Origin of the sequence: Pseudomonas sp. F3-2, from assembly GCF_038804275.1 — a bacterium.
Lineage (GTDB): Bacteria > Pseudomonadota > Gammaproteobacteria > Pseudomonadales > Pseudomonadaceae > Aquipseudomonas.
Map to the genome: position 1 here is coordinate 5,857,820 of NZ_CP152388.1, position 21,608 is coordinate 5,879,427.

Here is a 21,608-nt window from a genome sequence, read left to right on the forward strand (position 1 = left end):
TTGACTTCCGGATGACTGCGTTGACGAATAAATGGGCGCTGCCCTTCCTTCTGGCATTAGCCCTTTGCGTTGGCGGCTGCGCGCATGCGCCCGTTGCAGACAAACCGAGCCAGGCGCTGCCCTTTGCGCAATCGTCGTTCGGCCGCTCGATCATGGCCCAGGCGGCGCCACACGAAGGCCGCTCGGGTTTTCGCCTGCTGCCCAACAGCACCGAAGCGTTCATGGCCCGGGCCGAACTGATCCGCAATGCCAAAACCAGCCTCGATTTGCAGTACTACATCGTGCATGACGGGCTCAGCACCCGCGCGCTGATCGATGAATTGCTGCAGGCCGCCGATCGCGGCGTTCGCGTGCGCATTCTGCTGGACGACACCACCAGTGACGGCCTGGATGAAGTCATCGCCACCCTCGCTGCACACCCGAACATTCAGATCCGCCTGTTCAATCCCCTCAATCTGGGTCGCAGCACTGGCGCGACGCGCAGCCTGGGGCGGCTGTTCAATCTGTCGCAACAGCATCGACGCATGCACAACAAGCTTTGGCTGGCAGACAGCGCAGTAGCCATCGTCGGCGGGCGGAATCTGGGCGACGAGTATTTCGACGCCGAGCCAAATCTGAACTTCACCGACATCGACATGCTCAGCGTTGGCCCGGTTGCCGAGCAGTTGAGCCACAGCTTCGATCAGTACTGGAACAGCACGCTGAGCAAGCCCATCGATGACTTCATGTACTGGACGCCGGACGCTAAAGACCTGGCCGAAGCCCGCCAGCGGCTGACCCACTCGCTCAACGAGGCGCATGTAGAAAAGAAGGATTTGTACGAGCGACTGATGGCCTACAAGACCCAGCCGCGCATGAAAACCTGGCTCAACGAGCTGATCTGGGCGCACAACCAGGCGCTGTGGGACGCGCCCACGAAAGTGCTGTCGCGCGGTGAGCCGGACCCGCATCTGCTGCTGACCACCCAACTGAGCCCTGATCTGCTGAACGTGCACCGGGAATTGATGATGATTTCGGCGTACTTCGTGCCGGGCCAGCAAGGTCTCACTTACCTGACCGGCCTGTCCGACAAGGGGGTGTCGGTGAGCTTGTTGACCAACTCTCTGGAGGCCACGGACGTGCCTGCGGTGCATGGGGGTTATGCGCCTTATCGCAAGGCGCTGCTCGAGCACGGAGTGAAGTTGTTCGAGTTGCGGCGTCAGCCGGGTGATCCGAGCAATCGAGGCAGCGGCCCGGCATTCCTGCGCACCCGGACGCTCAAGGGTGGCTCCGAGTCGAGCCTGCACAGCAAGGCGATGATCTTTGATCGTCAGAAAACCTTCGTTGGCTCATTCAACTTCGACCCCCGCTCGGTGCTCTGGAACACCGAAGTGGGGGTGCTGGTGGACAGTCCGGAATTGACCGAATACCTGCGCGAGCTGGCCTTGCAGGGTATGGCGCCGGCCATCAGCTACCAGGCGCGACTGGAGAATGACAGAGTCGTCTGGGTGACCGAGGACAACGGCAAGATACACACGCTGTACAAAGAGCCGGGCGACTGGTGGCGACGCTTGAACGCCTGGTTCAGCAGCGCGGTGGGTCTGGAGAGAATGCTCTAGACGGCCACGGGCTGCGCACCGAACGCGCGCTCACGGCGCGACAATAACACCAGGCCAAAGGCACCGGCGGCCATCAAAAGCGGCAGCGCCTGACCGCTCACCCACTGGCTTCCCGCCCCTGCTGCCAGCGGCCCTAGCAGGCATCCGATGCCCCACAGCTGAGCGACGTGGGCATTGGCGCGAACCAGCGCATCGTCGCGGTAACGTTCCCCGATGAGGATCAACGACAAGGTAAACAGCCCGCCCGCACTGGCACCGAACAGCACCCACAACGGCCAGATCAGGATCGTGTCGACCAGCAGCGGAATGGCCAGGCTCGACAACATCAGCAACAGAGCGCAGCCCGAGAACAGGCGACGTCTGGACATTCTGTCTGCCAGCGCGCCGATCGGCAGCTGTAATAGCGCGTCACCCACCACAACCGTACTGACCATCGCCAGCGCAATTTCCGGCGTGAAACCCTGCTGCAGGCAATACACCGGAAGTAGCGTGAGAATCATCGCTTCAAACCCTGCAAACAGCGCGATGGCCCACGCGATTGCCGGAAGCCCGCGACAGAACCCGCCCAAATCCCGAAGCGAGACGTGGCTGGCCTCCGCGCTCGGCGCGCCGGATCTGCCCAGCAGAAGAAACGGCGAAATCGCCAGTAACGCGGTACCCACCCAAAAGCCGTAATCGGCCTCGGTACCGACCACGCCCAGCAGCAAAGGGCCGCCCAGCTGACTGAGCGCGTAGCTGCTGCCGTAGAGCGCAACCAGCTTGCCGCGCAGACGCTCAATGACCAGTTGATTGATCCAGCTCTCTCCGAGAATGAACACCATCGTCAGAATCACGCCCAGCATCAGCCGCAGGACCAGCCAGACCCAGTAATCGGGCAGCAACGCGAGCAAACCGACCGAAACGGAACCGCCCCACAAGCACAAGCGCATCAGGTTTGCGGTGCCGAGCATCGAGGCCAGCCGACTGGCGAGGCTTGCACCCAGCAGCACGCCGATTGCCGGCATCGCCGCCATGACGCCGATGGGGAACGCGCCGTAGCCCCAGGCTTCCAGTCGCAGCGAGACCAGCGGCATGCTGACGCCCAGCGCCAGGCCGACGCTCAAGACCGACGCCAGCACGGCGAAATAGGTACCCCAACGCATTACCACGCTCCTGTGGCTCAAAGGCTTGAGACGAAACAGCCGGGCTCTTCGAGAACCCGGCTGTCTGATGTAGCTGAAGTACTTGAATCGAGTTCCTGGGCCTGACCGGGCTACGACCGGGCGATGCCCTGCGGACTTACAACTTGATCCAGGTCGCTTTCAGCTCGGTGTACTTGTCGAACGCGTGCAGCGACTTGTCGCGACCGTTGCCCGACTGCTTGAAGCCGCCGAACGGCGCAGTCATGTCACCGCCATCGTACTGATTGACCCACACGCTGCCTGCGCGTAGAGCCTTCGCCGTCAGATGCGCCTTGGACAGATCCGCCGTCCAGACCGCAGCCGCCAGGCCGTACGGCGTATCGTTGGCAATCTGCACCGCTTCTTCAGCGGTATCGAACGTCAGCACCGAAAGCACCGGGCCGAAAATCTCTTCCTGAGCGATTTTCATGGCGTTGGTCACGCCGTCGAAAATCGTCGGCTCGACATACGTGCCGCCGGTTTCCTGCAGAATCCGCTTGCCGCCCACGACCAGCTTGGCGCCATCGCTGTGACCGGCCTCGATGTAGGACAGCACCGTATTCATCTGCTGCGTGTCGACCAGCGCGCCCACATTGGTAGCCGGATCCAGCGGGTTGCCGGGCTTCCAGGCCTTCAGTGCCTCGATCACCATCGGCAAGAATGTGTCCTTGATCGAGCGCTCGACCAACAGACGCGACCCGGCCGTGCACACTTCGCCCTGGTTGAAGGCAATGGCACTGGCGGCGGACTCGGCAGCCGCTTGCAGATCCGGCGCATCGGCAAAAACGATATTCGGGCTCTTGCCGCCCGCTTCCAGCCAGACGCGCTTCATGTTCGATTCGCCCGCGTAGACCAGCAGCTGCTTGGCGATTTTGGTGGAGCCGGTGAACACGGCGGTGTCGACGTCCATGTGCAGCGCCAGGGCCTTGCCAACGGTGTGGCCGTAACCTGGCAAAACGTTCAGCACGCCTGCCGGGATACCGGCCTCGATGGCCAATTGAGCGACGCGGATGGCTGTCAGCGGGGATTTTTCCGACGGTTTGAGAATCACGGAGTTGCCGCTGGACAGCGCCGGGCCCAGCTTCCAGGAAGCCATCAGCAGCGGGAAGTTCCAGGGCACGATGGCCGCGACGACGCCAATCGGCTCGCGGGTCACGAGACCCAGTTGGTCGTGTGGGGTCGCAGCGACTTCGTCATACAGTTTGTCGATGGCTTCACCGCTCCAGCTCAACGCTTGCGCGGAGCCCGGGATGTCGATGCCGTAGGAATCACTGATTGGCTTGCCCATGTCGAGGGTTTCGAGCAGCGCCAGTTCTTCGATATTTTCTCTGATCAGCGCGGCGAAGCGAATCATCGCTGCCTTGCGCTTGACGGGCGCCAGACGCGACCAGACGCCTGAGTTGAAGGTAGCGCGAGCGTTTTCGACGGCGCGTTGCGCATCGGCGGCATCGCAGCTGGCAACATGGGCGAGGAAGCGGCCATCGACCGGGCTGATGCAGTCGAACGTGGCGCCGGAAGCGGCGGCGGTGTATTCACCGTTGATGAAAGCGCGACCTTCGATCTTCAAATCCTGGGCGCGTTTTTCCCAGTCAGCATGAGTCAGGGTGGTCATGAAATGTCCTCCTCTTATGAAATGGGGCCCGCCCTGGCGCACGTGACGACTGCGACAGAACGCCGTCCGAAGCACGACGGACTCGGCCAAAGGCATTCGTCACCCTAAACCAGCACACCGCTAATTTCCAATATATTGGACAAAAACGGGTAAAACGGCGCGAGATCGTGCATTTTATTCAACAGCGCGAAAAACCAGTGTCGGCACTCTCCGCGCCGCTACCCCTCTAACGAAATCTCGCATCGTTTATCCAGGAGCCATGGGACATGAGCATCGAAAGCATCGTCGATTTCAGCGAAGCCACCACGCCAGCGGAGCGTTTCAAGCCCGCCCCCGAGAAGATCCTGAAAGGTGACCCTGGACAAACGATCTACAACCATTACAACAGCCCGTGCGGGCAGATGAATGCGGGCGTCTGGGAAGGTGAAATCGGACAGTGGACGGTCAACTACACCGAACACGAATACTGCGAAATCGTTCAGGGCGTTTCGGTGCTGCGTGACGAAGCCGGAGGTGCGAAGACTCTGCGCGCTGGCGACCGCTTTGTGATTCCGGCCGGATTCAAGGGCACCTGGGAAGTGCTGGAGGCGTGCCGCAAGATTTACGTGGTGTTCGAACAGAAGGCATGAAGCGAGCTTTGACTGCGGGCGCAGGCGTGTCGCGATAGTGCGTTGACCCAGACGGCGCCATCGCAACACGAACATCTCGCCCACAAAAAAGCCCGCATCACTGCGGGCTTTTTCGTAAGAGGCGAAAATCAATTACTTGATTTTGGCTTCTTTGTAGATCACGTGCTTGCGAGCAACCGGATCGAATTTTTTAATTTCGATTTTATCCGGAGTAGTGCGCTTGTTCTTGTCGGTGGTGTAGAAGTGGCCGGTGTTAGCGGTCGACACCAAACGGATCAATTCACGCATGATTCTCTCCCTTAAACCTTAGCGCCAGCGCGGCGGATTTCGGCCAGAACGACCGTGATGCCACGCTTGTCGATGATGCGCATGCCTTTGGCAGATACGCGCAGACGTACAAAGCGTTTCTCTTCTTCAACCCAGAAGCGGTGATGCTGCAGGTTTGGCAGGAAACGACGACGGGTTTTGTTGTTCGCGTGGGAAATGTTATTCCCGGTTACCGGACCCTTACCGGTAACTTGACAGACTCTCGACATGCCTCAGCCCTCTAAAACCACATGCCCAACCCGGCATGGGTTGGCCGCTTAATCTCTCAGTCATTTGGCGCCAGGCGCCGCGTTTCTTCAGGGGTCTTACCGGCCACACCAGCGGTGAAGGCAGCGGGCCCCTAGAAAAGAGCGCTGCTTTATACCAGAAAGCCTTGGGTGCAACAACAGAAACGACGAATTACCTGCAAGAAACTCAGGGCTTTTAGTCTGGCAGCGCCAGCAGCATCGGGCGCGACGGGAAATATACCACTCGTCGCGCCGCAGCGATTGTCCTGCGCCTATCCATGGTCTAGGGTAACTCCCTCACCAGACTGCGCCGGCAGATGGGCTATCTCTGAAAGGAAAATCGCCATGCGCCTAGCCGTTTTACCCTTTTTGCTCGCGTCCTTGTCCGCGCCGTTGATGGCTCAGGCGGCAACGGCTCTGAGCGTGTGCACGGAAGCCAGCCCCGAAGGCTTCGACGTGGTGCAATATAACTCGCTGACCACCACCAACGCATCGGCAGATGTGCTGATGAACCGGCTGGTGGACTACGACGCCCAGACCGGAAAGCTGGTCCCCAGCCTGGCTGAAAGCTGGAGCGTATGGCCCGACGGCCTCACGTATGACTTCAAGCTGCGCCAAGGCGTGAAATTCCATCACACCGACTATTTCACCCCGACTCGTGCGCTCGACGCGCAAGATGTCGTGTTCAGCTTCCAGCGCATGCTCGACCCGGCCAATCCGTGGAACAAGGTCGCCGCGCAGGGTTTCCCGCACGCGCAGTCGATGCAGTGGCCATCGCTGATCAAGAAAATCGAAGCACCCGATGCCAATACCGTGCGCATTACCCTCGATCACCCGGACGCGACATTCCTTGCCACCCTGAGCATGGGTTTCGCTTCTATTTATTCTGCTGAATACACAGCCCAACTGATGAAAGCCGGTACGCCGGAGAAGCTCAACAGCCAGCCAATCGGTACCGGCCCGTTCGTCTTCAAGCGTTTCCAGAAGGATTCGGTGGTGCGTTACGAGGCCAACCCGGATTATTTCGCGGGCAAGCCGGCGGTCGACACGCTGATTTACGCCATCACACCGGACGCCAACGTGCGCTTGCAGCGCCTTCGCCAGAATGAATGCCAGATTGCCTTGTCCCCCAAGCCGCTGGACGTGGCTGAAGCCGGCAAGGATCAGAACCTCAACGTCGAAAAAACCGACGCTTTCATGACCGCATTCCTGGCGATCAACAGCCAGCACCCGCCGCTCGACAAGCCGCAGGTTCGTCAGGCGATCAACCTGGCGTTCGACAAGGACACTTATCTCAAAGCGGTGTTCGAGGGTTCTGCCAGAGCGGCCAACGGCCCGTACCCGCCCAATACCTGGGGCTACGCCAGCGACTTGCCCGGCTACAAGCACGACGTGGCCAAGGCCAAGGCATTGCTCGCCAGCGCAGGGTTGAAAGACGGATTCAAAACCACGATCTGGACTCGCCCTTCCGGCAGCCTGCTTAATCCGAACCCGAGCGCGGGCGCACAATTGCTGCAGAACGATCTGGCGGCCGTGGGTATCAAGGCGGAGATCAAAGTCATCGAATGGGGTGAACTCATCCGTCGCGCCAAAACAGGCGAGCATGACCTGTTGTTCATGGGCTGGGCAGGCGACAACGGAGACCCGGATAACTTCCTCACTCCGCAGTTCTCGTGCGCCGCGGTCAAGTCGGGTACCAACTTTGCCCGTTATTGCGATGACGGTCTGGACAAGCTGATCAGCCAGGGCAAAGCGGTGACCGACCAGGGTCAGCGCGCCAAGCTTTATCATCAGGCCCAGGAGCAGATCCAGAAGCAGGCGCTCTGGCTTCCTCTCGCGCACCCGACCGCTTTCGCCCTGACGCGCAAGAACGTCGTGAACTACAGCGTCAGCCCGTTCGGGCGCCAGGACTTCTCGAAAGTCAGCCTGAAATAAGCCAGCACCTTGAAGCAGTCCCGCCAGCGGGGCTGCTTCAAGCCATCGCCCTCCTCTACCGGATCAGGCCATGCTCGGCCATCGACAGCGGATCGCCGTCGCCAATGATCAGGTGATCCAGCACCAACACATCGACCAGAGCCAGCGCCTGTTTCAGGTGCCGGGTGAGCTCGATATCGTCCTCGCTGGCGTCACGCACGCCGGACGGATGATTGTGACAAAGGATCAACGCCGCGCAGTTGTGCGCCAGCGCGCGTTTGACGACCTGGCGGGCATGCACGTGAGCCATGTTGATCGTTCCGTGGAACAGCACCTCGAACGCCTGCACGCGGTTTTTACTGTCCAGAAAGAGGCACCCGAAAACCTCATGGGGTTCGTGTCGCAGCAACGCTTTGAGGTAGCGGCGGACCTGACTGGGGTTTTCCAGGACCGAATCGCGCTTGAGGTCTTCACCCATGTTGCGCCGGGCCATTTCCATGACCGCCTGTAACTGCGCGTACTTGGCGGGGCCCAGCCCCAGCTCTTTGCTGAACGCTGTCAGGTTCGCCTCGAGCAGGGATCGCAGGCTGCCAAACTGATTCAACAGATGCCGGGCCAGATCGACCGCGCTTTTTCCCGAGACGCCGGTGCGCAGAAAAATTGCCAGCAATTCGGCGTCCGACAGGCTCGCGGCTCCTCGCTCGAGCAGCTTCTCCCGCGGCCGTTCAGCCATGGGCCAATCACGAATACTCATAGCACCTCCCTGTATGTGGGCGCCGCTGTTCCCGTGCGGTCGCTGTGCTATCTTAGCCCTCTTTTCAACGCGACATTCAGGCCTGGGGAGGCGTCATGATTGCCGCGTGTTAACTCGACCAAAAGGCAGGCCTATGCAGCGGCTGTATCGGAAACGCATCGTTCTCGGCGTCGGCGGAGGCATCGCGGCCTACAAGAGCGCCGAACTGGTCCGTCGATTGCGCGACCACGGTGCCGAGGTCCGGGTCGTCATGACCAAGGGCGGAGCCGAGTTCATCACCCCACTGACCATGCAGGCATTGTCCGGGCATCCTGTGCACCTGGACTTACTCGACCCTGCGGCCGAAGCGGCCATGGGGCACATCGAACTGGCGAAATGGGCGGACATGGTGCTGATCGCCCCGGGCACCGCCGACCTCATCGCGCGTCTGGCCCAAGGCATCGCCAATGATCTGCTGACCACCGTGGTACTGGCGACCGATGCCATCGTCGCAGTAGCGCCTGCCATGAATCAGGCCATGTGGCGCGATCCTTCGGTACAAGCCAACCTGCAAACCCTCGAAACACGTGGCTTTCGCATGTTCGGGCCGGCCAGTGGCAGCCAGGCCTGCGGCGATGTGGGCTACGGACGCATGCTTGAGCCCAATGATCTTGCGCAGTCGGCTGCCGACTGTTTTCAGCGCCTGACGATGACCGGCAAGCACGTCCTGATCACGGCCGGGCCGACGCAGGAAAACATCGATCCGGTGCGCTACATCACCAACCACAGTTCCGGAAAAATGGGCTTTGCCCTGGCCGAAGCCGCTGCGGAAGCGGGCGCACGGGTCACGCTGATCACCGGCCCGGTTAATCTTCAGACCCCGGATCGCGTGTCGCGCATCGATGTCGTCAGCGCCCGCGACATGCTCGCCGCGTGCGAAGCGGCCATGCCCTGCGACCTGTTCATCGCCTCTGCTGCGGTTGCCGACTACCGCCCGGAAGTCGTTGCACCACAAAAATTGAAGAAAGATCCCACCAACGGTGATGGCCTGCTCCTGCAGATGGTCCGCAATCCGGACATTCTCGCCACCATCGCCCAACGTGAAGATCGCCCGTTCAGTGTCGGCTTTGCCGCCGAGACCGAACACTTGCTCGACTACGCCGCACGCAAGCTCAAGGATAAAAACCTCGACCTGATCGTCGCCAATGACGTGGCCAATCCCAGCATTGGCTTCAACAGCGAAGAAAACGCGTGCAGCGTGATCGACCGAGCGTTGCAGGAAACGCTCTTCGCCCAGACCAGCAAGGCCAAAATAGCCCGCCAGCTGGTGACTTTTATCGCTGATCGTATGAACCAGGTTTAATCACGTATGCATGCTCTACAAGCCAAGATCCTCGACCCTCGCATTGGCAGCGAATTTCCACTCCCGGCCTACGCCACTATCGGCTCCGCCGGCCTGGACCTGCGCGCCATGCTCAAAGAGGACACAGTGCTCGAACCGGGTCAGACCCTTCTGATTCCGACCGGACTGTCGATCTATATCGCAGATCCGGGCCTTGCCGCGCTGATTTTGCCGCGCTCAGGCCTGGGCCATAAGCACGGCGTGGTGCTGGGCAATCTGGTCGGCCTGATCGACTCCGATTACCAGGGCGAGCTGATGGTCTCCTGCTGGAACCGCGGCCAGACGGCGTTCAAGATTTCCATCGGCGAGCGTATTGCGCAGTTGGTCCTGGTGCCGGTGGTTCAGGCGCACTTCGACATCGTTCAGGAGTTCGACGAGAGTCAGCGCGGTGCTGGCGGCTTCGGTCACTCTGGCAGCCATTGATTGACCCGACTTAACCTTGGCAACAATCGCTCATGGCCGTTGAGGTCTTGAGCGAATGCGAGAACTTAAGGCCGCCTAAGGCAGATCGAGCAGGGAGAGTGAAGTTTGAAAGGCATCAAGCGCGAAGCCAAGGCGACCTCCATTCAGGACACCACTGACACCCCAGTCAAGGACCCCAGTCTGAGCCTGGCAAGCCCGGGCCTCATTCCTTCGCTCATCGGCCTGCTCGCCTCTGCCGTGCTGGTCTGGCTTGCCATTCAGAGCCAGCCGCAACAGCACGAGCAACTGCTGCAAGCCTGGGGCAGCACGCAGGCTGGCGCAGTGAACAGAGCGTTGCGCCAGATCAACGCCGACACTCTGGCCGCTGCCACCGACGGCACACTCGCGCAGACCTTGCAAAGCGGTGATCCGACGGCAGTCGAAAGTGCGCAGAATCGCTTGCGCTTCAGAGACGGCGTGGTGGGTGCTCGCCTGAATCCGCCAGGGTTCAACAACGTCGACAATCAGGGCGCCATTCCTGTCAGCTTCGCCACGCTGGACATGCTGGCCAAGGCCGGCAAAGGCGAAACGCCAGCCCCTGAAGCGCGCAAGGTCGGCGACGCCTGGCTGATTTACAGCGTTGCACCGCTGCGGACCGCGCCGGACGCCCCGATCACCGGCACACTGCTGCTGGCCTACAACCTTCAACGTCTGACCAGCGCGCTGCCGGACGCACCTGCAGATGTGGGCCAGATCGTCCTTAGCCAGCAATTCGGCACAGCGGCCGCGCAAACCTTTCTGACGCGAGGGCAAAGCGACGGCGGTCAAGCGATCGACTTCGCCACCGGCTATCCGAACTGGAAGCTCACGTTTGCGGCCGGGCCTGCGCTGCAAGGCTCAACGCCTTGGCTGATGTTGCTGCTGGCGTTGCTGGTTGCCATTGGCAGCGTGCTGCTGGGGCTTTATCTCAATGAAAGCGCGATCAAACGCCGCGTCGCCGCCGACGCCCGACAGCTGGAGCAATTGCTGCAAGAACTCTCGGGTGGCAAAGCCGTCAAAGCCTTCGGCCTCAGCTTGCCGGCCCTGAACGGACTGGCGCAAAGCATGGCCAGATTCTCGTTGCGCGCAGCAGGGCCTGCGACAACCAGTCCGTCGGCGGACAACGCCTTACCCACCACAGCACCGGGTTCAACAAGCAACGCCGCCACTTTTTCGCCCGTGATTTCAGAAGAAAGCGATCTGACTGACCCGTTGTTTCAAGACACCGACATTCTCGATATCGACCTGCTCGATGAACCACAGGACTTGCTGGAGTCGGAGCATTTTCACGCTATGAGCAGCACCGTTTCCATCGCACCGGAGTTTCCGGACAGCATTTTCCGCGCATACGACATTCGCGGCATCGTGGGCGAAACGCTGACGGCCGAGACCGCTTACTGGATCGGACGCGCCGTCGGTGCGCAGAGTCTGGCGCAAGGTGAACCGAACGTCTCCGTCGGCCGCGACGGTCGTTTGTCAGGGCCGACGCTCGTGGCTCAGTTGATCAAAGGTCTGTATGACAGCGGCTGCCATGTCAGCGACATCGGCCTAGTCCCGACGCCCGCTCTGTATTACGCGGCCTGCGTTCTGGCGGGCAGAACCGGCGTCATGCTGACCGGCAGCCATAACCCGAAGGACTACAACGGCTTCAAGATTGTGATCGCTGGCGACACGCTCGCCAACGAGCAGATTCAGGCGCTGCATGCACGGATCAAAAGCAACCATTTGCCGTCCGCCAAAGGCAGCATCACGCAGGTCGACATTCTCGACCTGTACGCCGGTCAGATCACCAATGACGTGGTTCTCGCCCGCCGCATGAAGGTGGTCGTCGACTGCGGCAATGGCGCGGCTGGCGTGATTGCGCCGCAGTTGCTCGAAGCCCTGAACTGCGAAGTCATCCCGCTGTTCTGCGAAGTGGACGGCAACTTTCCCAACCATCATCCCGATCCGGGCAAGCTGGAAAACCTTCAGGACCTGATCGCCAAGGTCAAGGAAACCGGCGCGGATGTAGGGCTGGCGTTCGATGGCGATGGCGACCGCGTAGGTGTCGTCACCAACGCAGGCAGCGTCGTATACCCCGATCGCCTGCTGATGCTGTTCGCCCGCGACGTAGTCAAGCGCAATCCAGGTGCCGACATCATCTTCGACGTGAAATGCACACGCCGACTGATACCGTTGATCCAGGAATACGGCGGCCGGCCTGTAATGTGGAAAACTGGTCACTCGCTGATCAAGAAGAAGATGAAGGAAAGCGGCGCATTGCTGGCCGGTGAGATGAGCGGGCATATCTTCTTCAAGGAGCGCTGGTTCGGCTTCGACGACGGAATTTACAGCGCAGCGCGTCTGCTGGAGATTCTCAGCCAGGAAAAACTCAGCGCCGAAGAACTGTTCGCAACGTTTCCCAACGACCTGTCGACTCCGGAAATCAACGTCAAAGTCACCGAGACCAGCAAATTCAGCATCATCGAAGCGCTGGAGCGCGATGCACAGTGGGGCAATGCCAACCTGACCAGCATCGATGGCGTACGCGTCGACTACCCGAAGGGCTGGGGTCTGGTTCGCGCTTCCAATACCACCCCAGTGCTGGTATTACGCTTTGAAGCCGAAACCGAAGCGGAGCTGCAGCGCATCAAGGACGTGTTCCGCGCCCAGCTGAACAACGTAGCACCGGACTTAGAACTTCCTTTTTGACCAATTTTTTGAGTGGAGCCCAAATGACCCTCGAACGTGATGCCGCAGCCAATGCCGCCAAGGTCCTTTCCGAAGCGTTGCCCTACATTCGCCGTTTTGTCGGCAAGACGCTGGTCATCAAGTACGGCGGCAACGCCATGGAAAGCGAAGAGCTGAAGACCGGCTTCGCACGCGACATCGTGCTGATGAAGGCTGTAGGCATCAACCCGGTCGTGGTTCATGGCGGTGGTCCACAGATCGGCGACCTGCTCAAGCGTCTGTCCATCGAAAGCCACTTCATCGACGGCATGCGCGTTACCGACGCACAGACCATGGACGTCGTCGAAATGGTCCTGGGCGGCCAGGTCAACAAAGACATCGTCAACCTGATCAACCGCCACGGCGGCAGTGCGATCGGCCTGACCGGCAAAGATGCTCAGTTGATCCGCGCCAAGAAGATGAATGTCACTCGCCAGACGCCGGAAATGACCAAGCCTGAAATCATCGACATCGGCCACGTCGGCGAAGTCGTTGGCATCAATACCGACCTGCTGAACATGCTGGTCAAGGGCGATTTCATTCCAGTCATTGCGCCAATTGGCGTGGGCGCGGACGGCGAGTCCTACAACATCAACGCCGACCTGGTCGCCGGTAAAGTGGCTGAAGCGCTGAAGGCCGAAAAGCTCATGCTGCTGACCAACATCGCCGGCCTGATGGACAAGGAAGGCAAGGTTCTGACCGGTCTGACGACCGAGCAGGTAAACGGCCTGATCGCCGACGGCACCATCTACGGCGGTATGTTGCCGAAGATTCGCTGCGCGCTTGAAGCGGTCCAGGGCGGCGTGACCACCTCGCACATCATCGACGGTCGCGTGCCGAATGCCGTGCTGCTGGAAATCTTCACCGACACCGGCGTCGGTACGCTGATCAGCAACCGCAAGCGTCACTGATCGCACCAAGCAGAATGAAAAAGGCCCCGTCGGCGACAACCGGCGGGGCCTTTTCATTTTGCGACCTCGGAGACGACGGCCGTTATTGCGGAATCAGCTGCTGCAAGCGCGCGCGATCCTGCGCGAAATCACGATCAGCCTGCTGCCGCGTGGTCTGATAGCGCAAGATATCGACTTTCAGGTTCTGCTGCTGATCGCGCACGTCGTTCATCTGATCGATCAGGTTCTGAGACACCGGGTGCCCTGCGCGCTCTTGATCCGCAGCCTGGCTCTGAAGCGTGCCGAGTTGGGTCGTCAGCCCCTGAATGTTGCCTTGCGCCACGGAAATCAGCGCGTCCAGCTCAGCCAGTTTGCGAGTTCGGGCGCGGTCGACATCGGCAACGCTGCTGTAAAGATGCAGCAACTGGGCGTCCGCGTCAGCCTGCAGCTTCGCAGCCTGGGCGGCGGCCTGAGCTTCACGCGCCTGATCGGCTGTCGGCGCTGGCGGGACGACCTGAACCACACGGCCGCGCTGGTTGAGCACCTCATAGCCTTTGCCGGCGTATTCAGCAGGTACGCCCTGACGATCGAGGACCGTCACTCCACGGTTGTCGACGTAGCGATAGAACACGATACCCGGCGCATCATCAGCGTGAACGGCAGTGACGCAGCCCAGACCCAGCGACAGACAAAGACCCAATGTGCCCAGCTTGAGCATAAAAGCGAGATCCCTAGACGACTCAGATGCCGTACTGCGCGCGATAGGCTTCGACCGCCGGCAAGTGCTGTTTGAGCTGCGGATCATCGGCCAGGAACTCGAGAACCTGATTCAACGAAACGATGCTCACCACAGGAATGCCGAAGTCGCGCTCGACCTCTTGAATCGCGGAAAGCTCGCCATTGCCGCGTTCCTGACGATTCAACGCAATCAATACGCCTGCCGCGTTAGCGCCTTGGGCCTGAATGATCTGCATCACTTCACGGATCGCGGTGCCGGCAGTGATCACGTCGTCGATGATCAGCACATTGCCGGTCAACGGCGCGCCGACCAGACTGCCGCCTTCACCATGAGCCTTGGCCTCCTTGCGGTTGAAACACCACGGCAGGTCCAGGTTGTGATGATCGGCCAACGCCACGGCGGTCGCGGCCGCCAGCGGGATACCCTTGTAGGCTGGCCCGAACAGAACATCGAACGAAATACCGCTTTCGACGACCGCGGCCGCATAGAACTTGCCCAACTGGGCAAGCGCCGAACCGCTGTTGAAAAGACCGGCATTAAAGAAGTAAGGACTGGTGCGCCCTGACTTCAAAGTGAATTCACCGAAGCGCAAAACCCCGCGATCGATGGCAAAACGAATAAAATCGCGCTGATACGCCTGCATGAAAAAAGCCCCGAATACCACGGATTTAGCTAATTAGGTAGAGCTCGGGTATCATACACGCACGTGATTTTTGGGGCCATTTATGCGGATCATCAGTGTGAACGTTAATGGTATTCAGGCTGCAGTCGAGCGTGGTTTGCTCAGTTGGCTGCAAGCCCAGAATGCCGACGTCATCTGCCTTCAGGACACCCGCGCCTCCGCCTTTGAACTGGACGACCCAGCCTTCCAACTGGACGGCTACTTCCTATATGCCTGCGATGCCGAAGTCCCTGCCCAAGGTGGCGTGGCACTTTATTCGCGGCTGCAACCGAAGGCGGTAATCAACGGTCTCGGCTTCGAGACAGCCGACCGTTACGGGCGTTACCTGCAAGCAGATTTCGATAAAGTCAGTATTGCCACCTTGCTGCTCCCGTCCGGGATGAACGGCGATGAGGACTTGAATCAGAAATTCAAGCTCATGGACGATTTCGGCAAGTATCTGGACAAGCAGCGGCGCAAGCGTCGCGAGTACATTTATTGTGGCTCGCTGTACGTGGCCCAGCAGAAGCTGGATATCAAGAACTGGCGCGACAGCCAGCAATCTCCGGGCTTCCTGGCACCTGAACGTGCCTGGATGGACGAGATCGTGGGCAACATGGGCTACGTCGATGCCCTGCGCGAAGTCAGCCGCGAAGGCGACCAGTACAGCTGGTGGCCCGATAACGAACAGGCCGAGATGCTCAATCTGGGCTGGCGGTTCGACTATCAGTTGTTGACCCCGGGTCTGCGCCGCTTCGTACGTAGCGCACGCCTGCCACGCCAGCCGCGCTTCTCGCAACACGCGCCGCTGATCGTGGACTACGACTGGACGTTGACCATCTGACGTTCAGTTGCTCAAAAGAAAGCCGACGTGAAGTCGGCTTTTGTTTTTTCTGCACCCTGAACGTTTTACCTGCGGGAGCGGGCTTGCTCGCGAAAGCGTCCGACCAGGCAAGGATTACTTGATCAACCGCCAGGTAAACGGATAACGATACGCGACCCCGTCATTGGCCTTGATGCCTGCAATGATCGTCAGCACCAGCGCGCCGACGCCCACGAGCATCAATAACGGAAAGCCAATGACGATGATCATCAGCAGGAAGCAGATCATTGCGGCAATGGCCACGGTGATCTGAAAATTCAGCGCTTCCTTGCCCTGTGCGTCGATGAAGGGGTCAGCCTCTTTCTTCAGCTGCCAGACAATCAGCGGCCCCAACAGATTGCCGAACGGAAAGATCAGTCCGAAAAACGCTGCAAAGTGGCACAGCATCGCCCACTGACGAACTTCTTTGCTGGGTGCCGGTAGCGGCGGCTGACTGTCGATCATCATGCTTTCCCTGTTATGACGGTATTCAAAAGACTCGCTGAAACGGCAATCAGTCGGCCAGTGCAGCAAGCTGCTTCTCGAACAGCTCGCTCATGCCCTTCTGTGCCAGAGCCAACATCGCGTTCAGCTCTTCTGGCTGGAACGGCGCGCCTTCGGCGGTGCCCTGAACTTCGATGAAGCCGCCAGCGCTGGTCATGACGACGTTCAAGTCGGTTTCGGCAGCCGAGTCTTCCAGGTAGTCCAGATCCAGCACCGGCTCACCCTGGTACATGCCCACCGACACAGCGGCGATCATCTGCTTGAGCGGGTCGCCGCCCTTGAGGCCGCCGCGCTTCTTGATGGATTTAAGCGCATCGACCAGCGCAACCATGGCGCCTGTGATCGACGCGGTGCGAGTGCCGCCGTCGGCCTGGATCACGTCGCAATCGACATACAGCGTGACGTCGCCGAGCTTGGACATATCCAGCGCGGCACGCAGAGAACGGCCGATGAGGCGTTGAATTTCCAGGGTACGGCCACCTTGTTTGCCACGGCTGGCTTCACGCTGATTACGCTCACCTGTCGCACGCGGCAGCATGCCGTACTCGGCGGTCAGCCAACCTTGACCCTGACCTTTCAGAAAACGTGGAACGCCGTTTTCGACGCTAACGGTGCAGATGACTTTGGTATCACCAAACTCGACCAGCACAGAACCCTCGGCGTGCTTGGTGTAGTTGCGGGTGATGCGGATCGAGCGGAGCTGATCGGCAGCGCGACCACTTGGACGTTTCATTCGGGATACCTGTACTGAGACGGAAAACTGACGTGCATTATAGAGGCGCAAGCACGCCCTTGGGGCATCTAATGCGCGATCGATGACCATCGGCCGCGCGAAAAGGCGCGACCAGGCAGTGAAGCCGCAGCACCGCGCATCGCTTGCGACAATGCTGCATTTGGGCGCCAACCTCGCACTGAGCTACAATCCTGCGCCTTTATAGCCTGTCGTTTTTTCACGACACTCAACCGGGCAGATCACCGCCCCGAGCAGGCTATTTCCAACGCCTGACTTTATAGAGGTACTTCCCATGGTGCACAGCATGACGGCTTTTGCCCGCGCTGAACGAGCAGGCCCACAAGGCACGCTGAGCTGGGAACTGCGCTCGGTCAACCATCGTTATCTCGAACCCCACCTGCGCCTGCCGGAATCATTTCGCGATCTGGAAAGCGCCGTGCGTGAAGCACTGCGTCAGGGGCTTTCTCGCGGCAAGATCGAATGCACCTTGCGCTTCACCGAGGAAACCGCCGGCAAGCCGCTGCAGGTCAATCGCGAACGCGCCGGGCAACTGGTCGCTGCGGCCGAGCTGGTTGCCAGCCTGATCCAGCAACCCGCAGCGCTGAACCCGCTCGAGGTGCTTGCCTGGCCGGGTGTTCTGGTCGCCGATGCAACCGATCCTCAGGCGCTGAACAACGACGCGCTGTCGCTGTTCAACCAGGCACTGGACGAGCTCAAGGCCGGACGCGCCCGCGAAGGTGCCGACCTGGCGAAACTTCTCGACGAACGGCTCACCTCGATCAAAACCGAGGTGGCCACGCTGCGCACCTTGGTGCCGCAGATGCTCGCGACCCAGCGCCAGAAAGTGCTCGACCGCTTTGCCGACATGAAGGCCGAGCTGGATCCGCAACGACTGGAGCAGGAAATGGTGCTGCTCGCGCAAAAAAGCGACGTCGCCGAAGAACTCGACCGCTTGAGCACTCACGTCACTGAAGTGCGCCGCGTGCTCAAAGCCGGTGGACAGGCTGGGCGCCGCCTGGATTTCCTTATGCAGGAACTCAACCGAGAAGCCAATACACTGGGCTCCAAAGCCTTCGATCCTCGAAGCACGCAAGCCGCGGTCAACCTCAAGGTGTTGATCGAGCAGATGCGCGAACAAGTGCAAAACATTGAGTAAGGCCTACCCCGACATGACCCACAGCACCGGCACCCTGTACATCATTTCCGCCCCATCGGGCGCGGGCAAGACCAGCCTGGTCAAGGCCCTGATCGATGCTCAGCCACAGATTCGCGTCTCCGTTTCCCACACCACTCGGGCCATGCGCCCGGGTGAAGCGGACGGCGTGAATTACCACTTCGTCGACCGCGAAGAGTTCGTGCGCATGATTGAGCACGGCGACTTTCTCGAACAGGCCGAAGTATTCGGCAACCTGTACGGCACTTCGCAAAGCCGTCTGCAGCAGACGCTGGACGAGGGTCACGACCTGATTCTTGAGATCGACTGGCAGGGCGCCGAGCAGGTGCGCAAACTGATGCCGCACGCACGTTCGATCTTCATCCTGCCGCCGACTCAGCAGGCACTTCGTCAGCGCCTGACCAACCGTGGTCAGGACAGCGATGAAATCATCGAAGGCCGTATGCGCGAAGCCGTCAGCGAAATGAGCCACTACGTCGAATACGATTACATCGTGATCAACGACGATTTCGCCACCGCCCTTGAAGATCTGAAAGCGATTTTCCGCGCCAACCTGCTCAGCCAGGAACACCAGCAGCAGCGCCATACCGAGTTGCTGAAACAGCTCCTTGCATAATCAACTGCAGGAGCGCGCTTGCCCGCGATGGTGTCGGTGAATTAAACACATTCATTGCCAGACATACCGCCATCGCGGGCAAGCGCGCTCCTACACGGGCGGTGCAAAGCGCGTCGAAACAGCGCCAAAACCGACCGCTCGTGGCATGCCGCTTGAAGCTTTGAGCGCTCCGCTTGTAAACTACCGAGTCCGCTCGCCCATCCGGGCACCGCGCATATCGCATTTGCTACGAGGAATACCCATGGCCCGCGTGACCGTTGAAGACTGCCTGGAACATGTAGATAACCGCTTTGAGCTGGTCATGCTCGCCACCAAACGTTCGCGTCAGCTGGCGACCGGCGGCAAAGAGCCAAAGCTGGCCTGGGAAAACGACAAGCCTACCGTTGTTGCCCTGCGCGAAATCGCAGCGGGCCTGATGGATTACGCTGTCATCGCAGAAGCTGAAATCGTTGAAGATGAACCATTGTTCGCAGCGTTCGAGGACGAGTCCAGCGAGGCCGTCTAAGCCTATGCCCGGTCGACGTAGCAAGGCGCAGGGTCAACGCCATCGGCAAGGAGTCTTATCTTGCCGAGCATAGACGCCCTCGCCGATCGCCTGTCGACCTACCTCGGCAAAGACCAAGTCAATCTGGTTCGCCGAGCGTATTTCTACGCCGAACAAGCCCACGACGGCCAGCGCCGTCGCAGCGGCGAAGCCTACGTCACGCACCCGCTGGCGGTGGCCAATATCCTTGCCGACATGCACATGGACCATCAAAGCCTGATGGCCGCGATGCTGCATGACGTGATCGAAGACACCGGCATCGCCAAAGAGGCGCTTTGTGCGCAGTTCGGCGAAACCGTGGCCGAACTGGTCGACGGGGTCAGCAAACTGACCCAGATGAATTTCGAGACCAAGGCCGAAGCGCAAGCCGAGAACTTCCAGAAAATGGCCATGGCCATGGCGCGCGACATTCGCGTGATCTTGGTCAAGCTCGCCGATCGCCTGCACAACATGCGCACGCTCGAAGTCCTGTCCGGCGAGAAGCGCCGCCGCATCGCCAAAGAAACCCTCGAAATCTACGCCCCCATCGCCAATCGCCTTGGCATGCACAGCGTGCGTATCGAATTCGAGGATCTGGGTTTCAAGGCGATGTATCCGATGCGCTCCTCCCGCATTGGCCAAGCCGTGAAACGCGCGCGTGGCAATCGCAAGGAACTGGTCAACAAGATTGAAGAGTCGCTGAGCCACTGCCTCGCCGTCGACGGCATCGAAGGCGAGGTCAGCGGTCGACAGAAACACCTGTACGGCATCTACAAGAAGATGCGCGGCAAGCGTCGCGCCTTCAATGAGATCATGGACGTCTACGCGTTCCGGATCATCGTCGACAAGGTTGATACATGTTATCGCGTACTCGGCGCTGTACATAATTTGTACAAGCCATTGCCCGGCCGCTTCAAGGATTACATCGCAATCCCCAAGGCCAACGGCTATCAGTCGCTGCACACGACGCTGTTCGGCATGCACGGCGTCCCGATCGAAATCCAGATCCGCACGCGCGAAATGGAAGAGATGGCCAACAACGGCATCGCGGCGCACTGGTTGTACAAATCTTCCGGCGATGAGCAACCGAAGGGCACCCATGCTCGCGCACGTCAGTGGGTCAAAGGCGTGCTTGAAATGCAGCAGCGCGCCGGCAACTCGCTGGAATTCATCGAAAGCGTGAAGATCGACCTGTTCCCGGATGAGGTCTATGTCTTCACGCCCAAAGGCCGAATCATGGAGCTGCCCAAAGGCTCCACGGCCGTCGACTTTGCCTACGCCGTGCACACAGACGTCGGCAACAGCTGCATTGCCTGTCGGATCAATCGCAGGCTCGCGCCGCTTTCCGAACCCTTGCAAAGCGGCTCGACGGTCGAGATCGTCAGTGCCCCCGGCGCTCGGCCAAATCCTGCGTGGCTCAACTTCGTGGTCACCGGCAAGGCACGCACCCATATTCGTCACGCGCTCAAGCTGCAACGCCGCTCCGAATCCATCAGTCTGGGCGAACGCCTGCTGAACAAGGTTCTCAACGGTTTCGACAGCAGCCTGGACAAGATTCCGACTGAAAGGGTGCGCTTGATTCTTGCCGAGTACCGGGTCGAAGTTATCGAGGATCTTCTCGAAGACATCGGCCTGGGCAACCGCATGGCGTATGTCGTTGCCCGTCGGCTGCTTGCGAGCGAAGGTGACGAATTGCCGAGCGCTGAAGGCCCGTTGGCAATCCGCGGCACGGAAGGTCTGGTTCTGAGCTACGCCAAATGCTGCACGCCGATTCCCGGCGACCCGATCGTCGGTCATCTGTCTGCTGGCAAAGGCATGGTCGTGCACCTGGACAATTGCCGGAACATCAGCGAAATCCGTCATAACCCGGAAAAGTGCATTCAGCTGTCGTGGGCCAAAGACGTCACCGGCGAGTTCAACGTCGAGTTGCGTGTTGAGCTGGAACATCAGCGTGGCCTGATCGCATTGCTGGCCAGCAGCGTCAACGCCGCCGACGGCAACATCGAAAAAATCAGCATGGACGAACGCGATGGCCGCATCAGCGTGGTTCAACTGGTGGTCAGCGTGCACGACCGTGTGCATCTGGCCCGCGTGATCAAGAAACTACGCGCCCTGACCGGCGTGATCCGCATCACCCGGATGCGCGCGTAGCCA

At 60.0% G+C, this 21,608-nt stretch carries 21 protein-coding genes; 12 read left to right on the plus strand and 9 right to left on the minus strand.

The window, feature by feature from the left end:
• Positions 1-20: 20 nt before the first annotated feature.
• Positions 21-1,598: a phospholipase D family protein gene (locus AAGQ88_RS26160; RefSeq protein ID WP_342655892.1), complete on the plus strand. Its 1,578-nt coding sequence runs from the start codon at positions 21-23 to the stop codon at positions 1,596-1,598.
• Here AAGQ88_RS26160 and AAGQ88_RS26165 read toward each other — a convergent pair.
• Both AAGQ88_RS26165 and AAGQ88_RS26170 read right to left on the minus strand, forming a co-directional pair.
• A complete protein-coding gene (locus AAGQ88_RS26165) occupies positions 1,595-2,740 on the minus strand; it encodes an MFS transporter (RefSeq protein WP_342654016.1) in 1,146 nt (381 codons plus the stop codon). The genes AAGQ88_RS26160 and AAGQ88_RS26165 overlap by 4 nt on opposite strands.
• 136 nt (positions 2,741-2,876) lie before the next feature.
• Positions 2,877-4,370, minus strand: a complete 1,494-nt coding sequence (locus tag AAGQ88_RS26170) for an aldehyde dehydrogenase (protein ID WP_285422912.1) — start codon at positions 4,368-4,370, stop codon at positions 2,877-2,879.
• 266 nt (positions 4,371-4,636) lie between these two features.
• On the opposite strand from AAGQ88_RS26170, the gene AAGQ88_RS26175 reads away from it, so the two are divergent.
• Positions 4,637-4,999, plus strand: coding sequence for a cupin domain-containing protein (locus tag AAGQ88_RS26175; RefSeq protein WP_342654017.1), 363 nt, complete (start codon positions 4,637-4,639; stop codon positions 4,997-4,999).
• A 132-nt stretch (positions 5,000-5,131) separates the two neighbouring features.
• Here the strand turns inward: AAGQ88_RS26175 and rpmG are convergent, their stop codons facing one another.
• Together rpmG and rpmB are read right to left on the minus strand one after the other, a co-directional pair.
• A complete protein-coding gene (gene rpmG / locus AAGQ88_RS26180) occupies positions 5,132-5,287 on the minus strand; it encodes a 50S ribosomal protein L33 (RefSeq protein WP_062379766.1) in 156 nt (51 codons plus the stop codon).
• Between the two features lie 11 nt (positions 5,288-5,298).
• Positions 5,299-5,535 (minus strand): 50S ribosomal protein L28, encoded by a 237-nt coding sequence (gene rpmB, locus AAGQ88_RS26185; RefSeq protein ID WP_037016669.1) that lies wholly within the window; start codon positions 5,533-5,535, stop codon positions 5,299-5,301.
• A 363-nt stretch (positions 5,536-5,898) separates the two neighbouring features.
• On the opposite strand from rpmB, the gene AAGQ88_RS26190 reads away from it, so the two are divergent.
• A complete protein-coding gene (locus tag AAGQ88_RS26190; RefSeq protein ID WP_285422910.1) occupies positions 5,899-7,488 on the plus strand; it encodes an ABC transporter substrate-binding protein in 1,590 nt (529 codons plus the stop codon).
• A gap of 55 nt (positions 7,489-7,543) precedes the next feature.
• Here the strand turns inward: AAGQ88_RS26190 and radC are convergent, their stop codons facing one another.
• Complete coding sequence (gene radC / locus AAGQ88_RS26195) at positions 7,544-8,221, minus strand: DNA repair protein RadC (protein ID WP_093466252.1); 678 nt, start codon at positions 8,219-8,221, stop codon at positions 7,544-7,546.
• Positions 8,222-8,354: 133 nt separating this feature from the next.
• On the opposite strand from radC, the gene coaBC reads away from it, so the two are divergent.
• From coaBC to argB, 4 genes are all read left to right on the plus strand, one after another.
• On the plus strand, positions 8,355-9,563 hold the full coding sequence (gene coaBC, locus AAGQ88_RS26200; RefSeq protein ID WP_342654018.1) for a bifunctional phosphopantothenoylcysteine decarboxylase/phosphopantothenate--cysteine ligase CoaBC: 1,209 nt from the start codon (positions 8,355-8,357) through the stop codon (positions 9,561-9,563).
• A gap of 6 nt (positions 9,564-9,569) precedes the next feature.
• On the plus strand, positions 9,570-10,025 hold the full coding sequence (gene dut, locus AAGQ88_RS26205; RefSeq protein ID WP_342654019.1) for a dUTP diphosphatase: 456 nt from the start codon (positions 9,570-9,572) through the stop codon (positions 10,023-10,025).
• 1,311 nt (positions 10,026-11,336) lie between these two features.
• Positions 11,337-12,734, plus strand: coding sequence for a phosphomannomutase/phosphoglucomutase (locus tag AAGQ88_RS26210; protein ID WP_342655893.1), 1,398 nt, complete (start codon positions 11,337-11,339; stop codon positions 12,732-12,734).
• Positions 12,735-12,757: 23 nt separating this feature from the next.
• The gene (argB, locus tag AAGQ88_RS26215; protein ID WP_062379782.1) at positions 12,758-13,663 is read left to right on the plus strand and encodes an acetylglutamate kinase; all 906 of its coding nucleotides are present in this window, start codon (positions 12,758-12,760) and stop codon (positions 13,661-13,663) included.
• 82 nt (positions 13,664-13,745) lie between these two features.
• Here the strand turns inward: argB and AAGQ88_RS26220 are convergent, their stop codons facing one another.
• On the minus strand, positions 13,746-14,360 hold the full coding sequence (locus tag AAGQ88_RS26220) for a DUF4124 domain-containing protein (protein WP_285422907.1): 615 nt from the start codon (positions 14,358-14,360) through the stop codon (positions 13,746-13,748).
• Between the two features lie 22 nt (positions 14,361-14,382).
• The gene (gene pyrE / locus AAGQ88_RS26225; protein ID WP_093466265.1) at positions 14,383-15,024 is read right to left on the minus strand and encodes an orotate phosphoribosyltransferase; all 642 of its coding nucleotides are present in this window, start codon (positions 15,022-15,024) and stop codon (positions 14,383-14,385) included.
• Between the two features lie 82 nt (positions 15,025-15,106).
• Here pyrE and AAGQ88_RS26230 point away from each other — a divergent pair, with 82 nt between their 5' ends.
• On the plus strand, positions 15,107-15,886 hold the full coding sequence (locus AAGQ88_RS26230) for an exodeoxyribonuclease III (RefSeq protein WP_037016693.1): 780 nt from the start codon (positions 15,107-15,109) through the stop codon (positions 15,884-15,886).
• A gap of 114 nt (positions 15,887-16,000) precedes the next feature.
• Here AAGQ88_RS26230 and AAGQ88_RS26235 read toward each other — a convergent pair whose 3' ends face one another.
• Both AAGQ88_RS26235 and rph read right to left on the minus strand, forming a co-directional pair.
• Positions 16,001-16,369, minus strand: coding sequence for a DUF4870 domain-containing protein (locus AAGQ88_RS26235; RefSeq protein ID WP_285422906.1), 369 nt, complete (start codon positions 16,367-16,369; stop codon positions 16,001-16,003).
• Between the two features lie 49 nt (positions 16,370-16,418).
• Positions 16,419-17,141, minus strand: a complete 723-nt coding sequence (gene rph, locus AAGQ88_RS26240; protein ID WP_093466271.1) for a ribonuclease PH — start codon at positions 17,139-17,141, stop codon at positions 16,419-16,421.
• Positions 17,142-17,433: 292 nt separating this feature from the next.
• Between rph and AAGQ88_RS26245 the strand changes: the two genes are divergently transcribed.
• The 4 genes from AAGQ88_RS26245 (at position 17,434) to spoT (ending at position 21,605) form a co-directional block, all read left to right on the plus strand.
• Complete coding sequence (locus AAGQ88_RS26245) at positions 17,434-18,297, plus strand: YicC/YloC family endoribonuclease (RefSeq protein WP_342654020.1); 864 nt, start codon at positions 17,434-17,436, stop codon at positions 18,295-18,297.
• Between the two features lie 13 nt (positions 18,298-18,310).
• Positions 18,311-18,931, plus strand: coding sequence for a guanylate kinase (gene gmk, locus AAGQ88_RS26250; RefSeq protein ID WP_342655894.1), 621 nt, complete (start codon positions 18,311-18,313; stop codon positions 18,929-18,931).
• 241 nt (positions 18,932-19,172) lie between these two features.
• Positions 19,173-19,436 carry a DNA-directed RNA polymerase subunit omega gene (gene rpoZ, locus AAGQ88_RS26255; protein ID WP_025257879.1) on the plus strand — a complete coding sequence of 88 codons (264 nt, stop codon included), beginning with the start codon at positions 19,173-19,175 and terminating at the stop codon, positions 19,434-19,436.
• A gap of 60 nt (positions 19,437-19,496) precedes the next feature.
• Entirely contained in the window at positions 19,497-21,605 is a 2,109-nt protein-coding gene (gene spoT, locus AAGQ88_RS26260) for a bifunctional GTP diphosphokinase/guanosine-3',5'-bis pyrophosphate 3'-pyrophosphohydrolase (protein WP_093466278.1), read from the plus strand.
• Positions 21,606-21,608 lie beyond the last annotated feature (3 nt).

Coding starts and splice junctions, on each gene's coding strand:
- AAGQ88_RS26235 (WP_285422906.1), bottom strand. CDS start 16,369: ATGATCGACAGTCAGCCGCCGCTACCGGCACCCAGCAAAGAAGTTCGT.
- radC (WP_093466252.1), bottom strand. CDS start 8,221: ATGAGTATTCGTGATTGGCCCATGGCTGAACGGCCGCGGGAGAAGCTG.
- AAGQ88_RS26175 (WP_342654017.1), top strand. CDS start 4,637: ATGAGCATCGAAAGCATCGTCGATTTCAGCGAAGCCACCACGCCAGCG.
- AAGQ88_RS26210 (WP_342655893.1), top strand. CDS start 11,337: ATGAGCAGCACCGTTTCCATCGCACCGGAGTTTCCGGACAGCATTTTC.
- rpmG (WP_062379766.1), bottom strand. CDS start 5,287: ATGCGTGAATTGATCCGTTTGGTGTCGACCGCTAACACCGGCCACTTC.
- AAGQ88_RS26165 (WP_342654016.1), bottom strand. CDS start 2,740: ATGCGTTGGGGTACCTATTTCGCCGTGCTGGCGTCGGTCTTGAGCGTC.
- gmk (WP_342655894.1), top strand. CDS start 18,311: ATGACCCACAGCACCGGCACCCTGTACATCATTTCCGCCCCATCGGGC.
- rpoZ (WP_025257879.1), top strand. CDS start 19,173: ATGGCCCGCGTGACCGTTGAAGACTGCCTGGAACATGTAGATAACCGC.
- AAGQ88_RS26220 (WP_285422907.1), bottom strand. CDS start 14,360: ATGCTCAAGCTGGGCACATTGGGTCTTTGTCTGTCGCTGGGTCTGGGC.
- AAGQ88_RS26245 (WP_342654020.1), top strand. CDS start 17,434: ATGGTGCACAGCATGACGGCTTTTGCCCGCGCTGAACGAGCAGGCCCA.
- AAGQ88_RS26170 (WP_285422912.1), bottom strand. CDS start 4,370: ATGACCACCCTGACTCATGCTGACTGGGAAAAACGCGCCCAGGATTTG.
- rpmB (WP_037016669.1), bottom strand. CDS start 5,535: ATGTCGAGAGTCTGTCAAGTTACCGGTAAGGGTCCGGTAACCGGGAAT.
- dut (WP_342654019.1), top strand. CDS start 9,570: ATGCATGCTCTACAAGCCAAGATCCTCGACCCTCGCATTGGCAGCGAA.
- pyrE (WP_093466265.1), bottom strand. CDS start 15,024: ATGCAGGCGTATCAGCGCGATTTTATTCGTTTTGCCATCGATCGCGGG.
- argB (WP_062379782.1), top strand. CDS start 12,758: ATGACCCTCGAACGTGATGCCGCAGCCAATGCCGCCAAGGTCCTTTCC.
- rph (WP_093466271.1), bottom strand. CDS start 17,141: ATGAAACGTCCAAGTGGTCGCGCTGCCGATCAGCTCCGCTCGATCCGC.
- coaBC (WP_342654018.1), top strand. CDS start 8,355: ATGCAGCGGCTGTATCGGAAACGCATCGTTCTCGGCGTCGGCGGAGGC.
- AAGQ88_RS26190 (WP_285422910.1), top strand. CDS start 5,899: ATGCGCCTAGCCGTTTTACCCTTTTTGCTCGCGTCCTTGTCCGCGCCG.
- AAGQ88_RS26230 (WP_037016693.1), top strand. CDS start 15,107: ATGCGGATCATCAGTGTGAACGTTAATGGTATTCAGGCTGCAGTCGAG.